Source organism: Amorphoplanes digitatis (genome assembly GCF_014205335.1).
Lineage (GTDB): Bacteria > Actinomycetota > Actinomycetes > Mycobacteriales > Micromonosporaceae > Actinoplanes > Actinoplanes digitatus.
On record NZ_JACHNH010000001.1, the window covers coordinates 971,168 to 996,416 of the forward strand.

General features: G+C 71.8%; 23 protein-coding genes. 19 read left to right on the forward strand and 4 right to left on the reverse strand.

The annotated features are described in order from the left end of the window. Positions 1–14: 14 nt before the first annotated feature. From BJ971_RS04525 to BJ971_RS04540, 4 genes are all read left to right on the forward strand, one after another. Entirely contained in the window at positions 15–353 is a 339-nt protein-coding gene (locus tag BJ971_RS04525) for a P-II family nitrogen regulator (RefSeq protein ID WP_184998642.1), read from the forward strand. A 96-nt stretch (positions 354–449) separates the two neighbouring features. Next, on the forward strand, positions 450–2,699 hold the full coding sequence (locus BJ971_RS04530; protein ID WP_239087780.1) for a [protein-PII] uridylyltransferase: 2,250 nt from the start codon (positions 450–452) through the stop codon (positions 2,697–2,699). 91 nt (positions 2,700–2,790) lie between these two features. Then, the gene (locus BJ971_RS04535; protein ID WP_184990091.1) at positions 2,791–5,298 is read left to right on the forward strand and encodes a glycosyltransferase family A protein; all 2,508 of its coding nucleotides are present in this window, start codon (positions 2,791–2,793) and stop codon (positions 5,296–5,298) included. Between the two features lie 86 nt (positions 5,299–5,384). Next, positions 5,385–6,422, forward strand: coding sequence for a class I SAM-dependent methyltransferase (locus tag BJ971_RS04540; protein ID WP_184990093.1), 1,038 nt, complete (start codon positions 5,385–5,387; stop codon positions 6,420–6,422). On the opposite strand, the gene BJ971_RS04545 is transcribed toward BJ971_RS04540, so the two are convergent. From BJ971_RS04545 to BJ971_RS04560, 4 genes are all read right to left on the reverse strand, one after another. Next, entirely contained in the window at positions 6,412–7,296 is an 885-nt protein-coding gene (locus BJ971_RS04545; RefSeq protein WP_184990095.1) for an endonuclease/exonuclease/phosphatase family protein, read from the reverse strand. The genes BJ971_RS04540 and BJ971_RS04545 overlap by 11 nt on opposite strands. A gap of 132 nt (positions 7,297–7,428) precedes the next feature. Further along, on the reverse strand, positions 7,429–9,528 hold the full coding sequence (locus BJ971_RS41955; RefSeq protein ID WP_239087777.1) for an acyltransferase family protein: 2,100 nt from the start codon (positions 9,526–9,528) through the stop codon (positions 7,429–7,431). Next, complete coding sequence (locus tag BJ971_RS04555; RefSeq protein ID WP_184990096.1) at positions 9,525–10,787, reverse strand: nucleotide sugar dehydrogenase; 1,263 nt, start codon at positions 10,785–10,787, stop codon at positions 9,525–9,527. The genes BJ971_RS41955 and BJ971_RS04555 overlap by 4 nt, the downstream gene beginning before the upstream one ends. Positions 10,788–10,826: 39 nt before the next feature. Then, positions 10,827–12,752, reverse strand: a complete 1,926-nt coding sequence (locus tag BJ971_RS04560) for a stealth family protein (protein ID WP_184990097.1) — start codon at positions 12,750–12,752, stop codon at positions 10,827–10,829. 223 nt (positions 12,753–12,975) lie between these two features. On the opposite strand from BJ971_RS04560, the gene BJ971_RS04565 reads away from it, so the two are divergent. From BJ971_RS04565 to BJ971_RS04635, 15 genes are all read left to right on the forward strand, one after another. Beyond that, entirely contained in the window at positions 12,976–13,215 is a 240-nt protein-coding gene (locus tag BJ971_RS04565) for a hypothetical protein (protein WP_184990098.1), read from the forward strand. Positions 13,216–13,279: 64 nt separating this feature from the next. Next, positions 13,280–14,839, forward strand: a complete 1,560-nt coding sequence (gene ffh / locus BJ971_RS04570) for a signal recognition particle protein (protein WP_184990099.1) — start codon at positions 13,280–13,282, stop codon at positions 14,837–14,839. Between the two features lie 56 nt (positions 14,840–14,895). Further along, complete coding sequence (locus tag BJ971_RS04575; protein ID WP_184990100.1) at positions 14,896–15,972, forward strand: amidohydrolase family protein; 1,077 nt, start codon at positions 14,896–14,898, stop codon at positions 15,970–15,972. A gap of 841 nt (positions 15,973–16,813) precedes the next feature. Then, positions 16,814–18,220, forward strand: a complete 1,407-nt coding sequence (gene proS, locus BJ971_RS04580; protein WP_184990102.1) for a proline--tRNA ligase — start codon at positions 16,814–16,816, stop codon at positions 18,218–18,220. A gap of 2 nt (positions 18,221–18,222) precedes the next feature. Next, positions 18,223–18,876 (forward strand): ribonuclease FAU-1 family protein, encoded by a 654-nt coding sequence (locus BJ971_RS04585; protein WP_184990103.1) that lies wholly within the window; start codon positions 18,223–18,225, stop codon positions 18,874–18,876. A gap of 345 nt (positions 18,877–19,221) precedes the next feature. Then, entirely contained in the window at positions 19,222–19,713 is a 492-nt protein-coding gene (gene rpsP, locus BJ971_RS04590) for a 30S ribosomal protein S16 (protein ID WP_184990104.1), read from the forward strand. Further along, complete coding sequence (locus BJ971_RS04595; protein WP_184990105.1) at positions 19,691–19,948, forward strand: RNA-binding protein; 258 nt, start codon at positions 19,691–19,693, stop codon at positions 19,946–19,948. Before rpsP ends, BJ971_RS04595 begins: the two co-directional genes overlap by 23 nt. A 14-nt stretch (positions 19,949–19,962) precedes the next feature. Further along, positions 19,963–20,529: a ribosome maturation factor RimM gene (gene rimM, locus BJ971_RS04600; protein WP_184998644.1), complete on the forward strand. Its 567-nt coding sequence runs from the start codon at positions 19,963–19,965 to the stop codon at positions 20,527–20,529. Positions 20,530–20,543: 14 nt separating this feature from the next. Beyond that, positions 20,544–21,308: a tRNA (guanosine(37)-N1)-methyltransferase TrmD gene (gene trmD, locus BJ971_RS04605; protein WP_184990106.1), complete on the forward strand. Its 765-nt coding sequence runs from the start codon at positions 20,544–20,546 to the stop codon at positions 21,306–21,308. A gap of 127 nt (positions 21,309–21,435) precedes the next feature. Then, the gene (gene rplS, locus BJ971_RS04610) at positions 21,436–21,795 is read left to right on the forward strand and encodes a 50S ribosomal protein L19 (RefSeq protein WP_023561854.1); all 360 of its coding nucleotides are present in this window, start codon (positions 21,436–21,438) and stop codon (positions 21,793–21,795) included. Positions 21,796–22,003: 208 nt separating this feature from the next. Next, positions 22,004–22,906, forward strand: a complete 903-nt coding sequence (gene lepB, locus BJ971_RS04615; RefSeq protein ID WP_184990107.1) for a signal peptidase I — start codon at positions 22,004–22,006, stop codon at positions 22,904–22,906. Further along, positions 22,903–23,556 carry a signal peptidase I gene (gene lepB / locus BJ971_RS04620; RefSeq protein ID WP_184990108.1) on the forward strand — a complete coding sequence of 218 codons (654 nt, stop codon included), beginning with the start codon at positions 22,903–22,905 and terminating at the stop codon, positions 23,554–23,556. The genes lepB (BJ971_RS04615) and lepB (BJ971_RS04620) overlap by 4 nt, the downstream gene beginning before the upstream one ends. A 57-nt stretch (positions 23,557–23,613) precedes the next feature. After that, the gene (locus BJ971_RS04625) at positions 23,614–24,060 is read left to right on the forward strand and encodes an NUDIX hydrolase (RefSeq protein ID WP_184990110.1); all 447 of its coding nucleotides are present in this window, start codon (positions 23,614–23,616) and stop codon (positions 24,058–24,060) included. Continuing rightward, a complete protein-coding gene (locus tag BJ971_RS04630) occupies positions 24,060–24,878 on the forward strand; it encodes a ribonuclease HII (protein ID WP_184990112.1) in 819 nt (272 codons plus the stop codon). Before BJ971_RS04625 ends, BJ971_RS04630 begins: the two co-directional genes overlap by 1 nt. Next, positions 24,875–25,201 carry a DUF2469 domain-containing protein gene (locus tag BJ971_RS04635; RefSeq protein ID WP_023561849.1) on the forward strand — a complete coding sequence of 109 codons (327 nt, stop codon included), beginning with the start codon at positions 24,875–24,877 and terminating at the stop codon, positions 25,199–25,201. Before BJ971_RS04630 ends, BJ971_RS04635 begins: the two co-directional genes overlap by 4 nt. Positions 25,202–25,249 lie beyond the last annotated feature (48 nt).

Genomic DNA, 25,249 nt, shown 5'->3' on the forward strand with positions numbered 1-25,249 from the left:
TGGAAGGACTGAGCATGAAGCTGGTGACCGCGGTCATCAAGCCGTACCAGCTCGACGCGGTGAAGGAGGCTCTGCACGCGCTCGGCGTGGCGGGCCTGACCGTGAGCGAGGTACAGGGGTACGGACGACAGAAGGGCCACACCGAGGTGTACCGGGGTGCCGAGTACACGGTGGAGTTCCTCCCGAAGATCAAGGTCGAGGTGCTGACCGACGAGATCGACGTCGAGAAGGTCGTCGACGCCGTCATCACCTCGGCACGGACCGGCAAGATCGGTGACGGCAAGGTCTGGGTCACGGCCGTGGAGGACGTGGTCCGGGTACGCACCGGCGAACGCGGCCTCGACGCGCTGTAGCTCCCGGTTCCCTGAGGTATTCGACCAGAAGGAAGCAATTTGTCATACGTGGTCAGTGAGCCGTCGGCGCCGCCCGAGGTACCGTCCGGCGGCTCACTGGACACGCTGCGCCGGCACATCGGCGCCGCCGGCCGGGCCGCCCGGGCGACGGCGCTCGACGCGTGGCTGGCCACCATGTTCCCCGGCCATCTGCCCGGCGTCAGCCTGGTCGCGGTCGGCGGCCTCGGCCGCCGGGACTGCGCACCGCACAGCGACCTCGACCTGGTGCTGCTGCACAACGGCACGGCCGGCATCGATCGCATCGCCTCCGCGCTCTGGTATCCGATCTGGGACGCGCGGCTGGGCCTCGACCACTCCGTGCGCACCCTGCCGGAGGCGCTCTCCGTCGCGCACGACGACGTCAAGGTCGCGCTCGGCCTGCTCGACGCCCGGCACGTCGCCGGCGACGAGGGCCTCTCCGCCGAGCTGATCGCGGCCGCCTCCGACCAGTGGCGGCGCACCGCCGTACGGCTGCTGCCGCAGCTCAAGGAGCTCACCGCCACCCGCTGGGCGACGCACGGCGAGCTCGCGTTCCTGCTGGAGGGCGACCTCAAGGAGGCCGCCGGCGGCCTGCGCGACCTGACCATCCTGCGCGGCATCGGCCGGGCCGGCGTCGCCGACACGATGCGCCCCGCCGTCCGCGCCGCGAACCTGCGGCTGCTCGACACCCGCGACGCGTTGCACCTCGCCGTCGGCCGCCGGGTCGACCGGCTCGTCGCGCAGGAGCGCGCGGCGGTCGCCGACCTGCTCGGCGTGGACGACGGCCCGTCCAACCACCCCGCCACAACCCCTGACCGGTCTAAAGGCTCCGACGCTTTGCTGCGCCGGGTCTCCGGCGACGCCCGGACTATCGCGCACGCCCTCGACGACGCCTGGCGCTCCGCCGACCGGCTGCGCAGCGGCCGCCGCCGGGGCGTCCCGGCCCGGCCGACCCGCCGCCCGGTCGCGCGCGACGTGGTCGAGCAGGACGGCGAGCTGGTGCTGGCGCGGACCGCCATCGGACCCGTACCCGACCCCACCCTGTCGCTGCGGGTCGCGGCCGCGGCCGCGACCGTGCGGCTGCCCATCGCCCGCGCCACCTGCGAGTGGCTGGCGGCCTTCTGCCCGCCGCTGCCGATGCCGTGGCCGCCCGCGGCCCGCGCCGCCCTGGTCTCCCTGCTCGGCTCCGGCCGGGGCCTGCTGCCCACCTGGGAGGCCTGCGACCGGTACGGCCTGATCGACGCGTGGCTGCCCGAGTGGGCCCGGGTGCGCAGCCTCCCGCAGCACCACCCGATCCACCGGTACACCCTGGACCGGCACCTGGTGCAGGCCGCGTACGAGGCGAGCGCGTTCACCCGCGAGGTGTACCGGCCCGACCTGCTGCTCATCGGCGCCTTCCTGCACGACATCGGCAAGGGCCTGCCCGGCGACCACAGCATCGTCGGCGCGCCGATCGCCGCCGAGGTCGCCACCCGGATCGGCCTGCCGCCAACGGACGTGGCCACCGTCGAGAAGCTGGTCCGGCTGCACCTGCTGCTGCCCGACGTCGCCACCCGCCGGGACCTCAGCGACCCGGTCACTATCACCACCGTCGCCGAGGCCGTCGGCGACCCGGCGACCCTTGACCTGCTGCACGCCATCGCCCGGGCGGACTCGCACGCCACCGGCCCGGCCGCCTGGTCGGACTGGAAGGGCCGGCTCATCGCCGAGCTGGTCCGGCGGGTGCACACCGCGCTGGACAGCGGCGCGCTGCCGGCCCCGCCCGAACCGGACCCGGAGCTGCTCGCCGGCGGCCTGCCCGCCGTACACCTCGACGGCGACCGGGTCGCGGTCGCCGCGGCCGACCGCCGGGGCCTGCTCGGCTCGGTGGCCGCGTGCCTGGCCCTGCACCGCCTCGACGTGATCGCGGCCGACGTCTCCACCGTGGACGGCCGGGCGATCGTGGAGTTCCTGACCCAGCCCCGGTACGGCTCGCCGGCCGACCCGGTGGCGCTCGCCGCGGACCTGCGCCGGGTGGCCTCGGGCGACGTGTCGGTGACCCAGCGGCTGCGCGCCCGGGCGATGTCGGCCCGCGGCGGCGCCGCGCCCCGGGTGGTCTGGCACCGCGGCGCCGCCACCGACGCGGCCGTGCTGGAGCTGCGCGCGGCCGACTCGTCCGGCCTGCTCTTCCGGGTGGCGTCCGCGCTCGACGAGGCCGGCGCCGACGTCCGCGCAGCCCGCATCTCCACGCTGGGCGGAGACGTGGTCGACGCGTTCTACCTCGTCGGTGCCTGGACCGACCCGGCGGCCCGGGAACGGGTCGAGGCGGCCCTTCTCGCCGCGGTCTGAGACGCCGCGGTGACGTGACCGTCACCTCGATCGCTCTGTTGACGTTGGCCCTATCGACATCCAGGGCGTACGTGAAGAGGTCTGTTGCCGCATGGGGGAGACACCCGGTCTGCTTGACGACTACCTGCGAATCGCCCAGTACCACGTGAGATCGGCGCTGCCGCCCACGGCGATCCGGATCAGGTCCCTCGACGCGCGCCGGCTGCTGGCGCGCTCCGGCCTGAAGGAGAGCGGTTCCTACGCCGAGCTGCTCGACGCCGCCCGGGCCGGCGACAGCCGATGGCTGCGGCGGCGCCGGCGCGACGTCAAGCCGACGGTGCTCGCCGGGCTGGCGCAGGTCCTGGCGCAGCAGGAGATGCTGCCCGAGGATCGGACCGACGCGCTGGCCCTCTACGACCTGATCCGGGAGGCGCTCGGCGCCGACGCGCTGCCGTCGGCGCATCAGGGCCTGCACGCGCAGCTCGCCTTCGCCTGGCAGGGCGCCGAGCACGCGCGGGCGCTGCTGCGGGCGTACCGGCAGGTGAGCGACGGCGTGCGGACGGATCTCGAGCTCGACCTGGCGAACCCGTTCGCGGGCGACGAGCCGGTCATCCCGTGGCTCACCGCGTTCCGGACGATGATGCCCGACCCGCCGCTCGCGCTCGCACACGACGAGGGCGTCGTGCCGTTCGACCGGCTGACCGTCGCGTGCGCGGTGCCCGGGGTCGAGGCGCCGGAGCGGGTCTCGGTGATCGTGACCGCGTACCGACCCGACGAGGGCCTGATCACCGCGGTGCGCTCGATCCTCGACCAGAGCTGGCGCAACGTCGAGGTGATCATCGTCGACGACGCCTCGCCGCCGGAGTACGAGCCGGTGCTGGCCCGGGCCGTCGCGCTGGGCGGCCGGATCCTGCTGGTCCGCCAGCCGGTCAACCGCGGCACCTACGAGGCGCGCAACGCCGGCATGGACGCGGCCGAGGGCGAGTTCGTGGCGTTCCAGGACTCCGACGACTGGTCACACCCGCGCCGGCTCGAGCTACAGATCCGGCCGCTGCTGGAGGACCGCCGACTGGTCGCGACCGCCTCCGACGGGATCGGGGTCACCGAGGACCTGCTGGTCACCCGCCCGGGTGTGCGGCGGAGCCGGTTCAACCCGTCCTCGTTGGTGTTCCGCAGGGCGCAGGTGATGGACCGGATCGGCTACTTCGACCCGGTGCGCAAGGCCGCCGACTCGGAGTACATCGGCCGGATGCGGGCCGTCTTCGGCGAGTCGGCCGTGCTGCACCTGGAGTCGGCGCCGCTGGCGCTGATCCGGCGGTCGCTGGGCTCGCTGTCGCGCTCCGAGATCGGCGCGTACTGGATGCACCCGGCGCGGACCGCGTACGCCTCGGCCTACCTGCGGTGGCACTCGCGGATCGCGGCCCGCTCCGCCGAGCCGTACCGGCCGCGGGACGGCTCGGCGCGGCCCTTCGCCGTGCCCGACCACCTGCGGCTGGCCCGGGGCGAGCAGTCCGGCCGGGCCGGGTTCGACGTCGTGATGGTCGCCGACTGGCGCTTCCTGCAAGGCACCCAGCAGTCGGCGCTGGAGGAGATCCGGGCGCTGGTCGCGCGCGGGCTGCGCGTCGGGATCATGCAGTTCGAGTCGATGCGGCCGCCGGCCCGGCTCCGGTGGCCGCTCTGCGGGCCGGTGCAACAGCTCGTCAACGACGGCCGGATCGAACAGGTGCTGCCGGGCGACGAGAACCGCGCCGAGCTCGTCATCGTGCGCCAGGCCGCGACGCTCCAGTTCCCGCCCGGCGAACCGTGTCTGCTGCGCACCCGGCACGTGATGGTGGTGGCCGACGAGGCGCCCGAGCGGCGGGGTGACACCGACCGGCGCTACTCGCCCGAGGACTGCTCCCGGGCCGCGTTCCGGCTGTTCGGGACCGAACCGGTGTGGTGCCCGCAGGATCCGCAGATCCGGGTCGTGCTGCGGGCGGAGAACGTGGAGCTGACGCCGTACGACCTGCCGGTGGTCGTCGACGGCGAACGGTGGTGCGCGAGCCGGAAGTCCCCGGCGGGGCCCGGCGTGGTCGGCACGGATCTGAGCGACGAGGGTGTGTGGCCGCGGGACGCGCGGTCGGCGCTCGTCGTCTATCAGACGCTGAAGGAGTGGGACGTGCGGCTGCGGCTGCCCGACTGGCCGCGTACCGGGTACCGGCTCGGCGGCCCGCGCAACCACCTGGTCTTCGAGGCCGCCGACCTGGACCTGCGCACGTTCGTGCACCAGCTCGACTTCTATCTGCACTTCCCCAGCCCGGACCGGATCGAGACGTTCTCGCGCCCGGCGCTGGAGGCGGCGGCGCTCGGCTGCGTGGTGATGATGCCCGAACGGCACGCGGCCGTCTTCGGCGACGCGGCGGTCTACTGCGCGCCGGAGGAGCTCGCGGCGACCGTCCGGCGCTACCGCCGCGACCGGGACCTGTTCGCCGAGCAGAGCGAGCGGGCCCGGGCCGTTGTCGCCAAGGCGCACCATCCGCAGCTCTTCGTCGACCGCATCGCCGGGATCGTCACGGCGCCACGCCCGGCGGCCCCGGCGCAGCGCTCGGCGGGGCACGCCGCCACCGGCACCGTGCGCTGACTGCGGCCGTAACGGCGGTGTCGCCGCGTGCGTTAGGCGATGGTGTTGTCCCGCGCCCGGTGGCGCGCCCGATTCTGGAGGTTTGAATGAGCAGCCTGGTCCGGTTCGTCGGTCGGCTGGCGGTGCGGGTGCGGAGCCTGACGCGCCCGCAGACCGTGATCCTCACGATTCTCTCGGTGTGCTGTCTCGGCGTCTGGTCGGCGGCCGCGACGGGACACCAGGGAATCGCCCTGTCGCTGTTGGCGAGCCTGCTGCTCGGCGTGCTGCTGGGCATCCTGCACCTCTCGCGCTGGATCAGCGGCGTCTACCGGGCCAACCAGAACGCGAACCGCGAGCTGCGCCTGATCATGGAGCAGTTGCAGCGGCGGGTCGTCGCCACCGTGGAGAAGGAGCGGGTCACCGCCGGTGACCGGCACCAGGACCTGACCCGGACCGTCACCCGCGGGCTGCGGCAGAGCGGGCACGGCACGGACCTGCTGCTGCGCGCGCAGAGCCGGGAGATCGAGGCCATGTTCCAGCTGTTCCGGCAGTGCACGCCGCGCGCGCCGATGCCGTCCTCGGGCGACTTCGCGCTGAACCCGACGGACCTGCTCGACCTGCTCTACCTGGTCCGGCTCCGCCGGCCCCAGCTGGTCGTCGAGCTCGGCAGCGGCACCTCGACGGTCTGGCTCGGCTACGCACTCGCCGAGCACGGCGGCAAGCTCATCTCCATCGATCACGACCCCGGCTACGCACGGCAGACCCGGGCGCTGATCGCGGCGCACGAGCTAGACGACGTGGTGCAGGTGCGGGAGGCGCCGCTGCGCGAGGTGACGGCGAACGGCAAGCCCTACCAGTGGTACGACGTCGAGCAGCTCGCCGACCTCAGCGACATCGACCTGCTGCTGATCGACGGCCCGCCGGCCGCCACCGGCCCGGACGCGCGGTACCCGGCCCTGTCGGTGCTCGCCGGCCGGCTCGCCGGCACGGCAACGGTGATCCTCGACGACACCAACCGTCAGCAGGAGCGGGAGGCCGTGCAGCGCTGGATCAGCGAGGTGCCGGGTCTGACCGAGGAGCAGCGACTGCTGGGGCGGCACACGGTGCTGTCGTACTCGCGTGCCACCACGCCGGTCACGGTGTGAGGCCGACCTGGTCGGGAATGGCGAAGCTGCCGACGTACAGGCAGTGATCGGATAGGTCTCCGCAGGCCGTTGTCGCACTCCGCGGAGTGAGGAACCCCCGGCTGCCGAAGAGGTAGTCGATCTTGATCCACTTCGGGATGAACGTGGGCAGCGGCTCCGCCCGCCCGTCCGCCTCCTGGAACATCGTGGCGAAGGGCACCAGGTCGAGGCTGTCCGGCGGCGAGTTGAGATCCCCGCCGAGGATCACCGGCCGGCCCGCCGCGATCGGCTCCAGCCAGCGCTGGACCGTGGCCAGCTGGAGCGCCAGGTTGGGCCCGCTCGGCGCGGTGTGTGTGGTCACCACGAGGATGGGGCGGCCGGCGACGCGCAGCCGGGCGCCGAGCGCCACGCGCGGCTCCTGCCGCCCCGGGTGCGGGCTGGGCAGCCGGCGCACCACCTTGCCGTACAGGGTGCCGCGGGCGACGATCGCCACCCCGAAACCGCGCCCGTGCCGGCGGTCGTCGTTGTCGCACTGGCCGCCGGTGGTGGCGCGGGCGAACACGGCAGAGTAGCCGCGCTTGACGAGGAGCCGGCGGATGCCGAGATACTGCGAGTAGCAGAGCTCCTGGAGCATGGCCACCGAGGTCTCCCGGCGGCGGATCTGGCCGGCGATGTGCTTCGCCGTGAGGGCCACCTCACCGTGCCGGCAGAGGTTGCCGCAGACGTTGAAGGTGAACACCTCAACGGTCGGCGGGCCCTGCGTCTCCGTCGTCGTCTCCGGCAGTACCTCGGTACCCGCTGGCGCCCGCGTCGTCGGTGATGCCCGCGCCTGCGCCTGCGGGGCAACCGCGAGCAGACCGCTCAGCAGGGCAGCCAGTACCACCGCGATTTTCATGCCACCCAGATTCGGCCGCGCTTGCGCACGTAGCAGAGTCTGCGGGGTTGCAGCCTGGTTGTCGTCCCCCGGCCGGTGGACAGACAAACCGGCCGGCACGCTGTCGCGTGCCGGCCGGTGGGGCGGAAGGGGTCAGGGTTTCAGCCGCGCGGACAGCAGCGGTGCGAGGAATCTGCTGTACGCCGTGGTCATATGGTGCTGGTCCTTGTAGACCAGCATGTTGCCGACAATCCCGGGGCATCGGCTCGCGGTGCAGAACCACGGCAGCGGGTCGATGACCGTCGCGCCCCGCTCCCGGACCGCGGCCATCACCAGCTTGCGCCGCTGCGGCACGTTGACCGCGGCCTTCCGGCTGCGGGCGCAGACCCGAGGGTCGTTCAGGTGCGCGGAGAGGCAGTCGGGCATCGGCCCGGCCTGCCAGGGCGTGTCGTTGATGAAGTAGACCCTCGTGCCCGGCCCGGACACCGCGTCAACGGACCGCTTCCACGCGTCGACCCAGGCCTGGTCCTGCGTGCCGGTCACCTTGAGCGCCTCGGCGCTCGGCGCGGTCGAGGCCATGACCACGATCGCCGGGTTCAGCGCGCGGATGTGCTGCCAGGCGGCCTTGCGCCACTGGACGCACTCGGTGAACTCGCGCTTGAGCGCGTCCTCGTAGATGAGGGTGTCCGCGGCGGAGCAGGCGCTCTTGGTGACCATGACGAGCTTCCAGCTCCGCTGGTTGGCGATGGCCTCCATCGCGGGGAACCAGTGCCCGGCGTGCGAGTCGCCGAACAGCACCACCGTGGTGGGCGACGCCAGGTCGCCGTACGCGCAGGGCGTCTTGACCTCGGCGTCGTCGAACGCGCCGGCGCACTTCTCCCGGTAGATCCGCGGCTTGTCGTCGGCGGCCGTCGCCAGCCCCGGCGTGAGGTTGCGCGGCACGGCGGGCATGGCGACGGCCGCCGCGAGGCTCTGCCCCAGCCGGTGCGCGTCGGTCAGCGGGGCCGCCTTGTAGGTGCTGATCCCGCTCGCGTGCCCGGCCGTGAACGCGATGAGCCCGCAGAGCCCGGCCGCCGCCAGCGAGAGCGCGGCGCCGACGCCGATTCCGCGCCAGGGCCGGTCGCGCAGCGTGGCCAGGTGCCGCACCGGGTTCTCCACGCACGCGTAGGTGAGACCGGCGAGCAGCAGCGCGCCCAGCACGACCGCCACGTTCTCCCAGGTGGCGAGCGCGTGGCCGAGCGCGTACGGGGCGATGAGCAGCGCCGGCCAGTGCCAGAGGTACCAGGAGTAGGAGAGCCGGCCGATGCCCTGCATCACCGGCCGCCCCAGCAGCCCCGCCTGATCCGGCTGATCCGTGCAGCCGCCGGCGATGACCGCCGCGGCGCCGAGCACCGGGAGCAGCGCCGCGTACCCGGGGAACGGCGTCCCCGCGGTGTAGCCCAGCGCCGAGATCATGATCGCGGCGAGCCCGCACGCGGTCAGCGCCCGGGACACACCGGATGCGAGCCGGCCCAGCCGGGCCGCGCCGACCGCGAGCAGGGCGCCGACGCCCAGCTCCCAGGCGCGGGTGTGCGCGCCGAAGTAGGCCCAGCCGGCGTTGTGCCGGGTCTGCCAGACGGAGAGCAGCAGCGAGCCGGCGGTCAGCACGGCCAGGACCGTGCCGAGCCCGCGGCCCCGGCGGCGCACGACGATGAGCAGCATCAGCAGCGGCCAGACCAGGTAGAACTGCTCCTCCACCGCGAGGGACCAGAAGTGCTGGAGCGGCGACGGTTCCGCCTCGGCGTTGAGGTAGTCCGTGCCGATCGCGGCCAGCCGCCAGTTCATCGCGTAGATCGTGGTGTGCAGCGCGTCCGAGAGGATCGCGGTCAGCCGCAGCGGCGGCAGCCACAGCGCCGCGGCGACCATCGTCGCCACGACCACGACGGTCGAGGCGGGCAGCAGCCGCAGCGCGCGGCGTGCGTAGAAGCGCCGGATCGAGACCCGGCCGGTGCGCTCGGCCTCGCGCAGCAGCAGCCCGGTGATGAGGAAGCCGGAGATGACGAAGAACACGTCGACGCCGACGTAGCCGCCGGTCAGGAACGGGATCCCGCAGTGGTACGCGACCACCAGGAGCACCGCGACCGCCCGCAGCCCCTCGATGTCCCGCCGGTGCCGCGCGGGCGCGGCCACCCGGGTGGCGCCCGGTCCGGGCGCGGCGTGGCGGGGCCCCGCGCGATGCGCCGGCGCGGCCGCCGCGACGCTCGTTTCGGTCACAGCCGGTGTGCCGCGTCGCCGCGGGTCACGCCCCGGGTGTCGAAGAAGCGCTTGGCGATCCCGGCCAGGTGGTCGGCGTCGTACTCGCGGTGGTGCTGGACGAGGATCACCAGGTCGGCGGCCGCGGCGGCGCCCTCGAGGTCGTCGGTGCGCGGCACCTCGACGCCGCCGGCGCTCCACGTGCCCACGTGCGGGTCGTGGTAGGCCAGCCTCGCGCCGAGCGCGGTGAGGTGGCGGGCGAGCGGCGTCGCCGGCGACTCCCGCTGGTCGGCGATGTTCGGCTTGTAGGTGACCCCGAGCAGCAGCACCGAGGCGCCGTGCACGGCCTGCCCGTCGGCGTTGAGCAGGTTCTGCGCCCGCCGGGCCACGTACGCCGGCATCGTCGCGTTGATCTCCTGCGCCAGCTCCACGAAGCGGAACGGGTAGCCGAGCTTGCTGCGTACGTTGTGGCTCAGGTAGTTCGGGTCGATCGGGATGCAGTGCCCGCCGACGCCCGGGCCGGGGTAGAACGCCTGGAAGCCGAACGGCTTCGTCGACGCGGCGTTGATGACGTCCCACAGGTCGATGTCGAGCTCGTGGCAGAACCGGGCCATCTCGTTGACCAGCGCGATGTTCACATGCCGGTACGTGTTCTCCAGCAGCTTGGCGGTCTCCGCCTCCCGGGTGCCGCGGGTGCGCACGACGGTCTCGACGAAACGCCCGTAGAACGCGGCGACCCGGTCGGCGCAGGCCGGGGTGAATCCGCCGACGACCTTCGGGGTGTTGTGCGCGCCGAACTGCTCGTTGCCCGGGTCGATCCGCTCGGGCGAGAACGCCAGGCTGAAGTCGCGGCCTGCGACCAGACCCGAGTGCTCCTCCAGCACCGGGCGCACCACGTCGTCGGTCGTGCCCGGGTAGGTGGTGGACTCGAGCACGACGAGCATGCCCGGGCGCAGGTTGCGCCCGATGGCCGCGGTCGCCGCGGTCACCGCACGCAGATCCGGGCCGTCACCCTCGGAGAGCGGCGTCGGCACGCAGATCACCGCGACGTCGGCCGTGGCGATCCGGGTCTCGTCGGTGGTGGTCCGGAAGCCGCCGGCGATCATCTCGGCGACGTCGGCGTCGGACAGGTCGTCGACGTGCGAGCGGCCCGCGCCGAGCGCGTCGACCACCGCCGCGTTGACGTCGAAGCCGAGTACGGACATGCCGGCCCGGATGGCCTGCTGCGCGAGCGGCAGCCCCACGTATCCGAGTCCGAGGATGACGACGTCGTAGCTCAAGGGGTTCTCTCCTTCATACAGCGCAGGTTTGCGTGCGCGTCAGGCGACGGGCGTGTTGGTGGAGGTCGGATCGCCCGTGCTCGCGCCGGCGGCCAGGACGGGCCGGGCGGCGTCGGCCGCCGGCGTGCCCGGTCCGGCCTGCCGGCCGATCTGCCGGGCCGGCGCCGCCGGCTGTGCGGGCGGCGCGGTGGCGGGCCGCGGCTCGGCCAGCTCGTACGGCGAGACGAACGGCAGGTACGCGGGGAGGAAGTCGCCGAGCAGCGCCGCCTGCTCGGCCGCGGCGACGCCCGTGGTGTCGGTGTCGTTGAGGCAGAACGCGTCGAGGTTGCGCTTGCGCAGCAGCTCGGCGAGCTTGAACGGCGTCGCCGGGTCCGCCAGGTCGTTGTAGCGGTACGCGATCGTCCCCGACACGCCCCGCCCGGTCAGGTACGCGTAGTACTGCTGCAACGACGAGAGCAGCGAGATGTCGTCGGGGTGCCGGAACTGGTGCGACGCGGTGGCGTCGACGTGCTCGGCGAACCGGTTCTCGATCTCCTCGATGACGCTGCGCCGCGACGGGTGCGGGGTGTGCATCATCTTGCGGGTCAGCACCCGCCCGAACGCCGCCTTGATCAGCTCCCGGTTGTTCTTCCCGGCCGAGTCGGCGGGCGGGTCACCGGGTGTGCGCGGCGCGGAGTCGACGCGCGCGGGCGACTGGAAGAAGCGGGTCAGCCCGCCGGGGGTGAAGAACATCTCCGGCGCGACCGGGCGGCCGAGGAAGACGTCGTCGTTGAGGTAGAGGAAGTGCTCGCTCAGGCCCGGGATGCGGTGCAGCCGCGACTCGATGGCCTGCGAGTTGAAGGTCGGCAGCGTGCCGGTTGCGCCGAAGATCTCGCGGTGGCTGACGACGGTGAGCCGCGGGTGATCGGTGTCCAGCCAGGCCGGCACCTGGTCGTCGGTGACCAGGAAGACGTGCCGCACCCACGGGGCGAAGCAGTGCAGGGCGCGCAGCGAGTAGCGCAGCTCGTCGCGGGAGGCGTAGCGGGAGTCGTTGGCGGAGAGCCGGCTCGCGTCGTCCAGCCAGGCGTTCGCGGCCAGCGCGGTCTTCTTGCGGGCCTGCCAGACCGGGTCGGCGCCGTCGACCCAGGTGTACACGGCGTCGATGGGGAAGCTGACCCGCTCCGGGGTGGGCAGCGTGAACTGCTCCCGGGTCCGGTACCGGGCCGGCTCGTCCGGCGCGTGGAACGGGCCGAACGCGGCCTCGGGGGCGGTGACCAGCGGCTCGTCGGCCGGGACCACGTCGGCCTTGCTGCGCGGGCCGATCAGGTTGCCGTCCTGCTCGCGCCAGAACTCGATCTCGCAGCCGAGGTCGGGTCCGAGCACCAGGTTCCCGTCCGGGTCGGTGACCGGCCAGCAGACCCGCAGGATGGTCGCGCCGCGCCGGGCCCGCCGGCCGCGGCGGCCGTGCGGCCGCACGACCTCGAGCAGGCCGGCACCGCCTGCCGTCAGGTCCTCCAGCATCCGGACCACCACGGCCCGGTCCCGCACCGGTACGGCCAGCGCGGTGTGCCGGAACGTGCGGGCGGGCACCCGGAACCAGTCGACGCCCAAGGTGTCCAGGGCGGCGACGGCGCGGTCGAGGTTCTCGCGGCGAACCTGGGCCGGGCCGGTCGTGGCGTCCCGGCGGGCCGTCACCCAGCCCCGGCCGTGGCGGACCCGCATGGTCGGCGCGCCCTTGGCGACCCGCATCATCGGCAGCCGCGGCGGGCGCGACAGCGGCACGATCCGGCGGGCGAGCAGGAGGCGCTGCTCGGGTCCGACCCGGGGCAGGACCCGCCGCTGCACGGAGCTGAAGATGCGCGCTCGGACGCCCCAGGGTGCCAGTCGCAGGATCCGCCGCAGAGACACGCCGTTGTCCTTCCGCCGGATGTAGTCGAGCCGGTTGATCAGCCGCCCGGTTCCTCGTGCCTCAACGGCGTGATTCATCGGAAGGTTGCGGTCGATATCGGCTTTTCGGACATCTGTGCCATGTCGCCACCGGAGCCGCGGAAGGGCCTGAAGTGGCGCCTGTTATCTGCGGTATACGGGATTTGTGCAGGTGGCGTGGCCGAACGGCGGTACCTCACCCCTTACGGGTCGGCCCCGATGCGGACACTTGCGCCGTTGGCGCATGGTGGAAACGGCGGCAATTTCTCCTCGGGAGGCTGAGATGGGCAAAGGAATCGCGTACCTGGTGGCGACGATCGCCGGCGTGATCGTGGTGGGCTGGATCGCGGTGAGCCTGCTGCACGTGCTGGTCGGCGCGCTGGCGTACCTGATCGTGGGCGCGCTCGTGGTCGGCGGCGGCGTCTACCTGTACGGCCGGGCGAAGCGGTCGCTGGCCCCCGGCACCCGTAACCAGCGGCGGATCGAGGCGGCGGCGAAGACGTACCGGATGCGCAACCGGTGACCGTTCCGGCGGGCCGCTAGGCTTGCGGTCATCTCCTCACCTCTGACCAACGGGAAGTTGCGCCGTGTTTGACACCTTGAGCGACCGCCTCTCCGGGATCTTCACCAAGCTCCGTGGCAAGGGCAAGCTCACCGACGCCGACATCGACGCCACCGCCCGCGAGATCCGTCTCGCGCTGCTCGAGGCGGACGTCGCGCTGCCGGTGGTCAAGTCGTTCATCGCCAACCTCAAGGAGCGGGCCCGCGGCGCCGAGGTGTCGGCGGCGCTCAACCCGGCCCAGCACATCATCAAGATCGTCCACGAGGAGCTCATCACCGTCCTCGGCGGCGAGGGCCGGCGGTTGCAGTTCGCCAAGCAGCCGCCGACGGTGATCATGCTGGCCGGCCTCCAGGGTTCGGGTAAGACGACGCTGGCCGGCAAGCTGTCGCGCTGGCTCAAGGCCCAGGGCCACCAGGTCCTGCTTGTCGCGGCCGACCTGCAACGCCCGAACGCGGTCAACCAGCTCCAGGTCCTCGGCACCCGGGCCGGCGTCGACGTGTACGCGCCCTCGCCCGGCAACGGCGTCGGCGACCCGGTGCAGGTCGCCAAGGACTCGATCGAGCACGCCAAGCGGACGGCGAAGGACATCGTCATCGTCGACACCGCCGGTCGCCTCGGCATCGACGCGGAGATGATGCAGCAGGCCCGCGACATCCGCGACGCCGTCGACCCCGACGAGGTCATCTTCGTCATCGACGCGATGGTCGGTCAGGACGCGGTCACCACGGCCGAGGCGTTCCGCGACGGAGTGGGCATCACCGGCGTGGTCCTCTCCAAGCTGGACGGCGACGCCCGCGGCGGCGCGGCGCTGTCGGTCCGGCACGTCACCGGCGAGCCGATCCTCTTCGCGTCCACGGGCGAGAAGCTCGAGGACTTCGACGTCTTCCACCCCGACCGGATGGCGAGCCGCATCCTCGGCATGGGTGACGTGCTGACCCTCATCGAGCAGGCCGAACAGGCCTTCGACGAGGATCAGAAGGAGAAGATGACCTCCAAGCTGCTCGGTGGCGAGCAGTTCACCCTGGAGGACTTCCTCGACCAGCTCATCGCGGTCCGGCGGATGGGCCCGATCGCGAACGTGCTGGCGATGATGCCCGGCATGGGCCAGATGAAGGGCCAGCTGGACGAGCTCGACGACAGCCACTTCGACCGGGTCACGGCGATCATCCGCTCGATGACCCCGGGCGAGCGCACCAACCCGAAGATCATCAACGGCTCCCGCCGTGCCCGCATCGCCAACGGCTCCGGCGTGACGGTGATGGATGTCAACCAGCTGCTCAACCGCTTCGCCGACGCGCAGAAGATGATGAAGCAGATGGGCGGCATGATGGGCCTGCCGGGCGCCAACCGTCGCAAGGCGACAAAGAGCCCGAAGAACAAGCGCAAGGGCACCAAGGGTGGCAACCGGCCGCGCGTGGGCGGAATGCCGGGCGGCTTCCCGGGCGGCATGCCGCAGCTACCGCCGGGCATGGACCCGAGCTCGCTCGGCGGCGGGCCGGGCCAGGGGCTTCCGCCGGGCTTCAAGCTCCCGAAGCTCGACTTCAACAAGCTCACCAACCCGAAGCGCGACGACGACAAGCGCTGACGCGAATTCGGACGCCCGCCGGGACAGGCGGGCCGATGATCGGGTAGGACTGTCCCATGGCGATGCATGTGCGGGGGACAGTCCTGCCCGACGGCGAGGTCCGGGACCTCTGGCTGGTCGGTGACCGGGTCACGTTCGAGCCGGTCGCGGACGCCGAGACGATCAGCGACGGCGGTTTCGTCGTGCCCGGGCTGGTCGACGCGCACTGCCACCTCGGCATCCAGTACGGCGCCAAGCCGATCGAGAGCCTGGACCAGGCCCGGGAGCTCGCACACACCGACCGTGACGCCGGGGTGCTCGCGCTGCGTGACGCCGGGTCGCCCTACCCGTATCCCGAGCTCGACGACGAGCCCGGCATCCCCCGCCTGGTCCGGGCCGGCCGCCACGTCGCGCCCACCCGGCGCTACCTGCGCGACATCGGCATCGAGGTCGACGCCGCGGACGTGGCCGCGACCGTCACCGAGCAGGCCAAGGCCGGCACCGGCTGGGTGAAGCTGGTCGGCGACTGGATCGACCGGTCGGTCGGCGACCTCGCCCCGTCCTGGGACCCGGCCACCATGGCCGCCGCCGTCGCGGCCGCACACGCCGCCGGCGCCCGCGCGGCCGTGCACACGTTCTCCGAGGAGGGCGTCGCCCAGATGGTCCGCGCCGGCGTCGACTCGGTCGAGCACGGCACCGGCCTGTCCCTCGACCTGATCGACGAGATGGCCCGCCGCGGCACCGCCCTGGTCCCCACAATGATCAACATTCGCACCTTCGGCGGCATCGCCGACCAGGCCCGCGCCAAGTTCCCCGGCTACGCCGACCACATGATCGCCCTACGCGACGGCTTCCCGGCCGTCGTCGCCGCGGCCCACGAGGCCGGCGTCCCCATCTACGTCGGCACCGACGCCGGCGGCAGCATCCGCCACGGCCTGGCCGCCGACGAGATGCTCCTCCTCCACGAGGCCGGCATCCCGGCCGCCGACGTCCTCGCCGCCGCATCCTGGCGCGCCCGTGAATGGCTCGGCTTCCCCGGCCTGGTCGAGGACGGCCTAGCCGACCTGGTCGTATACGAAACCGACCCGCGCCGCGACCTACGGGTGGTCCGCGCCCCAAGCCGAATCGTCCTGCGCGGCCGCGTAATCCGCTGACCTCGTCCGCAAGCGGCCGAGCGACCCGCTGACCTCGTCCGCAAGCGGCCGAGCGACCCGCTGATCTTGCCTGCAAGTGGCCAGGTGTTCCCGTGATCTTTGTCTGCAAACGGCCGGGCGATCCGCTGATCTTGTCTGTGGGTGGCCGCGCGATCCCCGCCGGGTGGCCGCGACTCGGTGGTTCGGTTGCGGTGGACGGGTGGGGCCGGGGGTGACCACGCACTGCTGGTGGATCGTTTTTACGCTGTGCGTGGTCACCCCCGGCCCCACCCTTGCATGGGGGTCTGTCGCGCTGGGTTCTTGGTTGCTCAGGCGCGCACGACGGTTGCGATGGGGATAGGCGCCCGTCTGGCCGCCGGATGCCGAGCGAGCCCGCGGCGGTCGTCGCAATCAATCGCCGACCGCAACCGGCGCGGTCCGTTCGCCTGACCCACCACCCACCCCGGCCTGCCCAACCGGGATCCCCTACCGCAACCACCACGCGGAAGCCAGACCACCCACCACAAGGTGCGCGCCCGGCGCGGCCACGCACCCAGCGGCGAGCAACCAAAAGCCTGCCGCAACAGGCCCCCATGCAAGGGCGGGGCCGGGGGTGACCACGCACGGGCATAGAAACGATCCACCAGCAGTGCGTGGTCACCCCCGGCCCCGCCCGTCCAAGCGCAACCAAAGAGGCCACCCACCAAGCCAGACCGTCAGGTGCGGGCGCTCGGCGCGTCCAGCCAGGTGTACCAGGACTCCAGGTTCTCCCCGGTGGTCGCGGAGACGGCCGGCACCTTCGCCTACCGCTATCAGGGGATGGGTCGAATAGCTCACTCGTGGGCGACTACCATCCCTCCTCATGGCTCGTGTGCTCACTCCCCGTGCGGAGGACTTTCCCCGCTGGTACCAGGACATCATCACCAAGGCCCAGCTGGCCGACAACGGCCCGGTGCGCGGGACGATGGTGATCCGGCCGGTCGGCTACGCCATCTGGGAGCACATGCAGGCCGACATGGACAACCGGATCAAGGAGGCGGGTGCGCAGAACGCGTACTTCCCGCTCTTCATCCCGGAGAGCTACCTGCGCCGCGAGGCCGAGCACGTGGAGGGCTTCTCCCCGGAGCTCGCCGTGGTCACCCACGCGGGCGGCAAGCAGCTGGCCGAGCCGCTCGTCGTGCGCCCGACCAGCGAGACGGTCATCGGCGAGTTCATGGCCAAGTGGGTCGACTCCTACCGGGACCTGCCGCTGCTGCTGAACCAGTGGGCCAACATTGTGCGCTGGGAGCTGCGGCCGCGTACCTTCCTGCGGACCACCGAGTTCCTCTGGCAGGAGGGGCACACCGCGCACGCGACCGAGGACGACGCCCGTCGCTACGCGCGCGAGATCCACAAGCACGTGTACGAGGAGTTCATGGTCAACATGCTGGCCATCCCCGTCGTGCCGGGCCGTAAGACCAAGGGTGAGCGGTTCGCCGGTGCCACCAACACCATGACCGTCGAGGCCATGATGGGTGACACGAAGGCCCTGCAGATGGGCACGTCGCACGAGCTCGGGCAGAACTTCGCCAAGGCGTTCGACATCACCTACTCGTCGTCGGCCGGATCGGTCGAGCACGCGTGGACCACGTCGTGGGGCACCTCCACCCGGATGATGGGTGGCCTGATCATGGTGCACGGCGACGACAACGGCCTGCGGCTGCCGCCGCGGATCGCGCCGATCCAGGTGCAGGTCATGGTGGTCAAGGCGGGCGAGGGCGTCACCGAGGCGGCGGCCCGGCTCTGCGCAGAGCTCAAGGCCGTCGGGGTACGCGTCAAGCTCGACGACCGCGCCGACATCCCGTTCGGCCGCCGGGCGGTCGACGCCGAGCTCCAGGGCATTCCGGTACGCGTAGAGGTGGGCCCGCGCGACCTGGCCGCCGGCAACGCGGTCGTGGCCCGGCGCATCGACGGCACCAAGTCGCCGATCGCGCTCGACGACGTCGCGGTCGACGTGGTCAGCGCGCTGAAGGCCGACCAGCAGCGGATGTACGACGACGCGCTGGCCTTCCGTGAGGCCAACACCGTCGACGTCAAGACGCTGGGCGACGCGATCGAGGCCGCGCAGACCGGCTGGGCCCGGGTGCCGTGGTCGGCGGTCGGCACGGACGGCGAGGCCGAGGCGAACGGCAAGGCGGTGACCGTGCGCTGCCTGTTCCGCGCGGACGGGTCGATGCCGGACACCGACGACGAGCCGAACCTGATCGCGATCCTGGCGCGTTCGTACTGAGTATGCGGTTCGCCCCGGGTCGTGAGGTTCTCTACCGCAACATCGACGGCGCACGGCTCGCCTCCGTGCGCCCGTGCCGCGTCGTCGTCGACGACGAGCGCGGGCTGCTGCTCTGGCTGGCCCGCGGCTCGGCGGTCGTGGTCGAGGCGGCCCGGGACGGCCGCGGCCTCCGGGACATGCCGTTCAGCGAGTGGATCGGCCTCGAGACCGAGGTCGTGCACGGCACCTGGCAGGGGCCGGGCCTGCTGAAGTTCATCCCGCCGGGCGCCGACCACTCGGTCTGGTTCTTCCGCGACGACCACGGCGGCTTCGCCAACTGGTACGTCAACCTGGAGGAGCGGGCGCTGCGCTGGGACGACGGTCACACCGCCGGCGTCGACGTGATCGACCAGGACCTCGACGTGGTCGTGCACCCGGACCGGGCCTGGGAATGGAAGGACGAGGACGAGTTCGCCGAGCGCCTCGCCTACCCGGACCACTACTGGGTCCGCGACGAGCAGGCGGTCCGCGCCGAGGGCCTCAGGGTCATCAAGATGATCGAGGCGGGCGAGTTCCCGTTCGACGGCACCTGGACCGACTACCACCCGGACCCGTCCTGGCTGGTCCCGACGTCGCTCCCACCGGGCTGGAACCGCCCCGCGGTACCCCGCAGTTGATCTTTGCCAAGCACGGACCTGGCAGGGTGCGGGTGGCCGCTCATGAGCCGCCAGGCGATTGGCCGCCCGCGCCCGGTCTCGGCGTGAGCGACGGTCAGCACCCTGCAACCACGCACGACATGGTCCAGATCTTTGATCTTTCGCAAATGCGAGGCCCGATTGGGAGCCACCCACCCCCTCTGGCAGAATGGGGTGGTCCGGTGTGCGTGAGCAGCCCTCTAACTCTCACGTGTCGCCAGTCCTCGAGGCATCGGTCCCATATCCCCACGTGGGTTCCGTCGGCTCACTCACGCACCGGCCCGATCGATCGGGCTGGTCGTCATCGCAACAGGAGCGAACAAGACTGTGGCCGTAAAGATCCGGCTCCTGCGGATGGGCAAGATCCGCAACCCGCAGTACCGCATCGTCGTCGCCGACTCGCGCACCAAGCGCGACGGCCGCGCCATCGAGTACGTCGGCATCTACCAGCCCAAGGAAGATCCTTCGATCATCCAGGTGAAGTCGGAGCGCGTGCAGTACTGGCTCTCGGTCGGCGCGCAGCCGAGCGAGGCCGTGCAGCGCCTGCTCGAGAAGACCGGCGACTGGCAGCTGTTCAAGGGCCTGCCGGCCCCGCCGCCGCTGCTCGTCAAGGCCGAGAAGGTCAGCCGCACGGCGGCCTACGAGGCCGAGGCGAAGGCTGCCGCCGGCGTCGCGGACGCCCCGGCCGCCAAGCCGGCCAAGAAGGCCAAGGCGGAGCCCAAGGCGGAGGCCAAGGCCGAGCCCAAGGCTGAGCCGAAGGCGGAGACCGCCGAGGCTGTCTCGGAGGACGCGGCCGGTGCCGGCGCCGACGGGAACTGACGGGGCGCTCCGGCCCGCGCTGGAGCACCTCGTCAAGGGCATCGTCGACAACCCGGACGACGTCCGGGTCCGGCTGGTCGACTCGCGCCGCGGTAAGCGGCTCGAGGTGCGCGTGCACCCCGAGGACCTGGGAACGGTCATCGGGCGCGGCGGGCGCACGGCCAAGGCGCTGCGTCAGGTCATCGGTTCGATCGGTGGGCGCGGCATCCGCGTCGACATCGTCGACGCGTACTGAGCTGCCGCCTGATGTTGCTGGTCGTCGGTCAGATCGGTAAGCCCCACGGCATCCGCGGGGAAGTGCTGGTGACAGTGCGGACCGATGATCCAGAGGCGAGATTCGCCGCCGGATCGGTGTTCACCACGGAGGTCCCCCGGGATCGCCGGGTGAGTACCGGCCCGGCGGCTGTCGCCGTGCCGGGAATCGCCTACAAGGTCCCGGCGGAGCTCGTGCTCGAGTCGGTGCGCTGGCACCAGGGCAAGGGGATCGCCCAGTTCGAGGGCGTCCTCGACCGCAACACCGCCGAGGCGCTCCGCGGCGTGTTGTTGCAGGTCGACAGCGCCGAGATCCCCGTTCCCGAGGACCCGGACGAGTTCAACGACCACCAGTTGGCCGGGCTCTCCGTGGTGTCGGTCGACGGGACCGTCCTCGGCGCGATCGACCGGATCGACCACGCGCCCTCCTCCGACCTCATTGTGCTCAAGAAGGCCGGCGGCGGCACGGCGCTCATCCCGTTCGTCAGCCAGATGGTGCCGACGGTCGACCTGGCCGGCGGCCGGGTGATCGTCGACCTGCCCGAGGGCCTGCTCGATCTGTAGAAAAGGGCCCGTCTGTGCGCGTCGACATCGTCTCGATCTTCCCGGACTACTTCGCCCCGCTGGACCTGTCGCTGATCGGCAAGGCGCGGGGCACCGGGCTGCTCGACCTGTCCGTGCACGACCTGCGCACCTGGACCTCGGACGTGCACCGCACGGTCGACGACACCCCGTACGGCGGCGGCCCGGGCATGGTCATGCGCCCGGAGCCCTGGGCGGCGGCGCTGGACGCGGTCGCCTCTCCCGCCGCGCAGCTGATCGTGCCCTCGCCCGCCGGGCGGCCGTTCACCCAGGCGGACGCGCACGAGCTGGCCGAGCTTCCGCACCTGATCTTCGCCTGCGGCCGGTACGAGGGCATTGACCAGCGGGTTCTCGACGAGGCTGCGGCCCGGATGCCGGTGCGGGAGGTCTCGCTCGGCGATTATGTGCTCTTCGGTGGCGAGGTCGCGGTTATCGTGATCATGGAGGCGGTCACCCGCCTGCTGCCGGGGGTGCTCGGCAACGCGGACTCGCTGACCGAGGAGTCGCACGCGGCGGGGCTGCTCGAGGCGCCGGTCTACACCAAGCCGGCGTCGTGGCGGGACCGCGCGGTGCCGGAGGTGCTCCGCTCCGGTGACCACGGGCGGATCGCGCGCTGGCGGCGTACGGAGTCTCTGCTGCGTACCGCCGCCCGGCGCCCGGACATGTTCGCGGCCTATCCGCCGGAGTCGCTCGACAAGTTCGACCGGGCGGCCCTGGAGGGGGCCGGATTTCCGATCACACCTCCGGGTGTGGCAAAGTAGTGAGGTTGCCGTTCGTTCCCCACGCCGTGGGCGGGCGGACGAGGACCGACGGCACTCGCCGGGGGTCAGAATCACCCATTCGCGCATCGAACTCCCGGTGCGCTTTGAGTACGACGAGGATGCAGCGATGAACACCCTGGACGCACTCGACGCCCAGTCGCGACGCACCGACATTCCTGACTTCCGGGCTGGTGACACCGTCAAGGTGCACGTGCGGGTCGTCGAGGGCAACCGCTCCCGTGTCCAGGTCTTCCAGGGCGTCGTGATCAGCCGCCAGGGTGGCGGGCTGCGCGAGACCTTCAAGGTCCGGAAGATCAGCTTCGGCGTCGGCGTCGAGCGGACCTACCCGATCAACAGCCCCCAGCTCGACCGCATCGAGGTCGTCACCCGCGGTGACGTGCGTCGCGCCAAGCTCTACTACCTGCGCGAGCTCCGCGGCAAGAAGGCCAAGATCAAGGAGCTGCGCGAGAAGCAGACCGTCAGCTGAACCCCGTAGCGGTCCGGGCCGTATGTACTCGGACTGACGTTTGCTGCGCGGGCGGATTACGCTTGCGCCAGTGACGGATGGGAATCAGTGCCAACACGGCAGTCGCCGTGCGGGTGAACCATTCGCACTACCGCCCGACAGGTCCCCCGCGGGGGATCACGGGCGGTAGTGCTGTATCCGGGGCGGCTCGACCGGACGGCGGCGGGAGATGCGAAGCGTGGAACCGATGCAGGGGTATCGAGCCTCCTCCTCCGGACGGCGCCGCGGGCGGGTGATCCGTCGCAAGGAGATGCCCCTCTGGCAGGAGCTGCCGCTGCTGCTGGTGGTGGCGTTCTGCCTCGCCGTCCTGATCCGGACCTTCCTGGTGCAGGCGTTCTACATCCCGTCCGGCTCGATGCAGACCACCCTGGAGATCAAGGACCGGGTCCTGGTCAACAAGGTCGTCTACGACATGCGCGACCCGGTGCGCGGCGAGATCGTGGTCTTCCGCGGCACCGACAACTGGGCGCCCGAGCAGCCGGCCGAGCCGCTCAGCAACGACTTCGGCGCGAAGCTCGGCCGGACCATCGGTGACCTGGTCGGTGTCAGCCGCCCGGGGGAACGCGACTTCATCAAACGGGTGATCGGCCTGCCGGGCGACAAGGTCGCCTGCTGCGACGATCAGGGCCGGATCACGGTCAACGGCGAGTCGATCGACGAGGGCTACATCTTCGAGGACTCGGCAATCGAGGCCCCGCCCAACCCGCGCCAGTGCACGAGCCGCCGCTTCGCCGAGGTGACCGTCCCGGCGGGTGAGATGTTCGTCATGGGCGACCACCGGCTGGTGTCGCAGGACGCCCGCTGCCAAGGCCCCGTGCCCATCGACAACATCATCGGCCGGGCGTTCGTGATCGTCTGGCCGACCAAGCACTTCACCAGCCTCTCCGTGCCCGACAACTGGAAGGCGTACGGTGAGGCGCACCCCGTGGCGGCCGCCACGGTCGGCGGGCAGCCGCAGCGGGAGCCCGATCCGGCCACCGCCGCCGTGATGCTGCCGTTCCTCTTAAGTGTCGGCGTATCCGCGCGTTCCGGTCAGTGGTTGTGGCCGCGGCGACGTAGGCTCCGTTCGTGATTGACGAGCAAGCCGAAGAGAAGCGCCGTGGGTCGTTCTGGCGCGAGCTACCGATCCTGCTGGGTGTGGCGATCCTCGTCGCCGTCCTGGTTCGCGCCTTTGTTCTGCAGACCTTCTACATCCCGTCGCCGTCGATGGAGCACACGCTCAACGTCTGGGACCGGGTCCTGGTCAACAAGCTCGTCTACGACTTCCGGGACCCCCGCCGCGGCGAGATCGTGGTGTTCAAGGCCCCGACGGAGTGGCAGAGCGGCACCGAGGGCGAGGACTTCATCAAGCGCGTCATCGGGGTGCCTGGCGACCACCTGGTCTGCTGCGACGACCAGGAGCGCCTGATGATCAACGGGGCCTCGCTGGACGAGCCCTACATCTACAAGGACGCGGACGGCCGGCAGGACCCGGCCGCGGACGAGAAGTTCGACGTCGTCGTGCCGCCCGGCCGGCTCTGGGTCATGGGCGACCACCGCTCCGCCTCCGGCGACTCGCTGGAGCACTATGAGCAGAGCGACGACAACATCCAGGAGGCCACGATCAAGATCGACTCGGTCGTCGGCCGGGCGTTCACGATCTTCTGGCCGGTGAGCCGGGCGGCCTGGCTCTCGGTGCCCAAGGGGTTCGAGGCCATCCCGGACGCGCCGCCCGCCAACTGAGGCCCGTTGGTCTCAACCCGGGGTAAAGATCGACCGCGGGAGCAATAGGCTTGGGTCGTGACGTTCATCGACCGGCAGGCGGCCCGGGTGCTCCTGATCGACTCCGCCGACCGCGCGCTGCTGCTGCGCGGCGGCGACCCGGCGCGCCCCGGCCTGCGGTGGTGGTTCACGCCCGGCGGGGGTCTCGACGAGGACGAGACGCCCGCGGCGGGTGCGGCCCGGGAGCTGTTCGAGGAGACCGGGCTGAAGGTCGAGCCCGCCGACCTGGGCGAGCCCGTGCACCACGAGGTCACCGAGTTCAGCTACGAAAATCGGCGATACCGGCAGGAACAGGACTTCTTCGTCCTTCGGGTGCCGAACTGGCAGGTCGACACCAGCGGATTCGACGCGGCCGAGCAGCAGACCATCACCGATCACCGCTGGTGGTCGGCGGTCGAGCTGGACACCTCCACCGAGCTGATCTACCCGACCGGCCTCGCCGACCTGCTGCGCCGGGCCTGCTGATGCTCAGCCCGCCCCGCACCGTCGTACGCCGCGAAGGCGGCCTGTACGCCCTCGAGCGCGCGCTCCAGCGCCGCGGCTTCCGCAACGTGGCCGGCGCCGACGAGGCGGGCCGCGGCGCCTGCGCCGGGCCGCTGGTGGCCGCCGCGGCCATCCTGCCCGAGGGCCGCCGCGGCGAGATCGACGAACTCGCCGACTCCAAGCTGCTCACCGCCGCCGCCCGCGAGCGCGTCTACGCCGAGGTGGTGGCCCGGGCGCTGGCCTGGTCCGTGGTGATCATCCCGCCGGTCGAGGTGGACGGACGCGGCCTGCACGTCTGCAACCTGGCCGCGATGCGCCGCGCGCTGGCGTCGCTCACCACCCGGCCGGACTACGTCCTCACCGACGGCTTCCCGGTCGACGGGCTCGGCGCGCCGGGACTCGCCGTCTGGAAGGGCGACCGGGTCGCGGCCTGCGTCGCCGCGGCCAGCGTGCTCGCCAAGGTCACCAGGGACCGGCTGATGGTCGAGCTGGACGGCCGGTTCCCGGACTACGGCTTCGCGGTACACAAGGGCTACATCACCGACGAGCACAGCGCGGCGTTGATCCGCCTCGGCCCCTGCGTCGAGCACCGCTTCTCGTACGTGAACGTCGCCGCGGTCTCCGGTCGCGGCAACCGGCCGCCCCGCGCGCGCCGGCCGGCGATTCCGGCCCCGGTCACCGCCGAGCCGCTGATGCTCTGGCCAGCATCGGAGGGTACCGTCGGCGTGGCGTCGGGCGAGCAGCCTCGGCCGCCGGTGCCGGTGGGGGAAGATGAGGCCATGGAGGGCGAGAAGCGATGAGCGCAGAGGATCTCGAGAAGTACGAGACCGAGATGGAGCTGCAGCTCTACCGGGAGTACCGCGACATCGTCCGACAGTTCTCGTACGTGGTGGAGACCGAGCGCCGGTTCTATCTGGCGAACCAGGTCGACCTGCACGTGCGCAACTCCGACGGCGAGGTGTATTTCGAGGTCGAGATGCACGACGCCTGGGTCTGGGACATGTACCGCCCGGCCCGCTTCGTCAAGAACGTCCGCGTGATGACCTTCAAGGACGTCAACGTGGAGGAACTCGAGAAGCCGGACATCTCGCTGCCCGATGAGGCGGGCTTCGGCGGCAGCTAGGTTATCCACAGGCCGGGTCGCGGCTCGGCGCCCGGAGGAGCACGATGC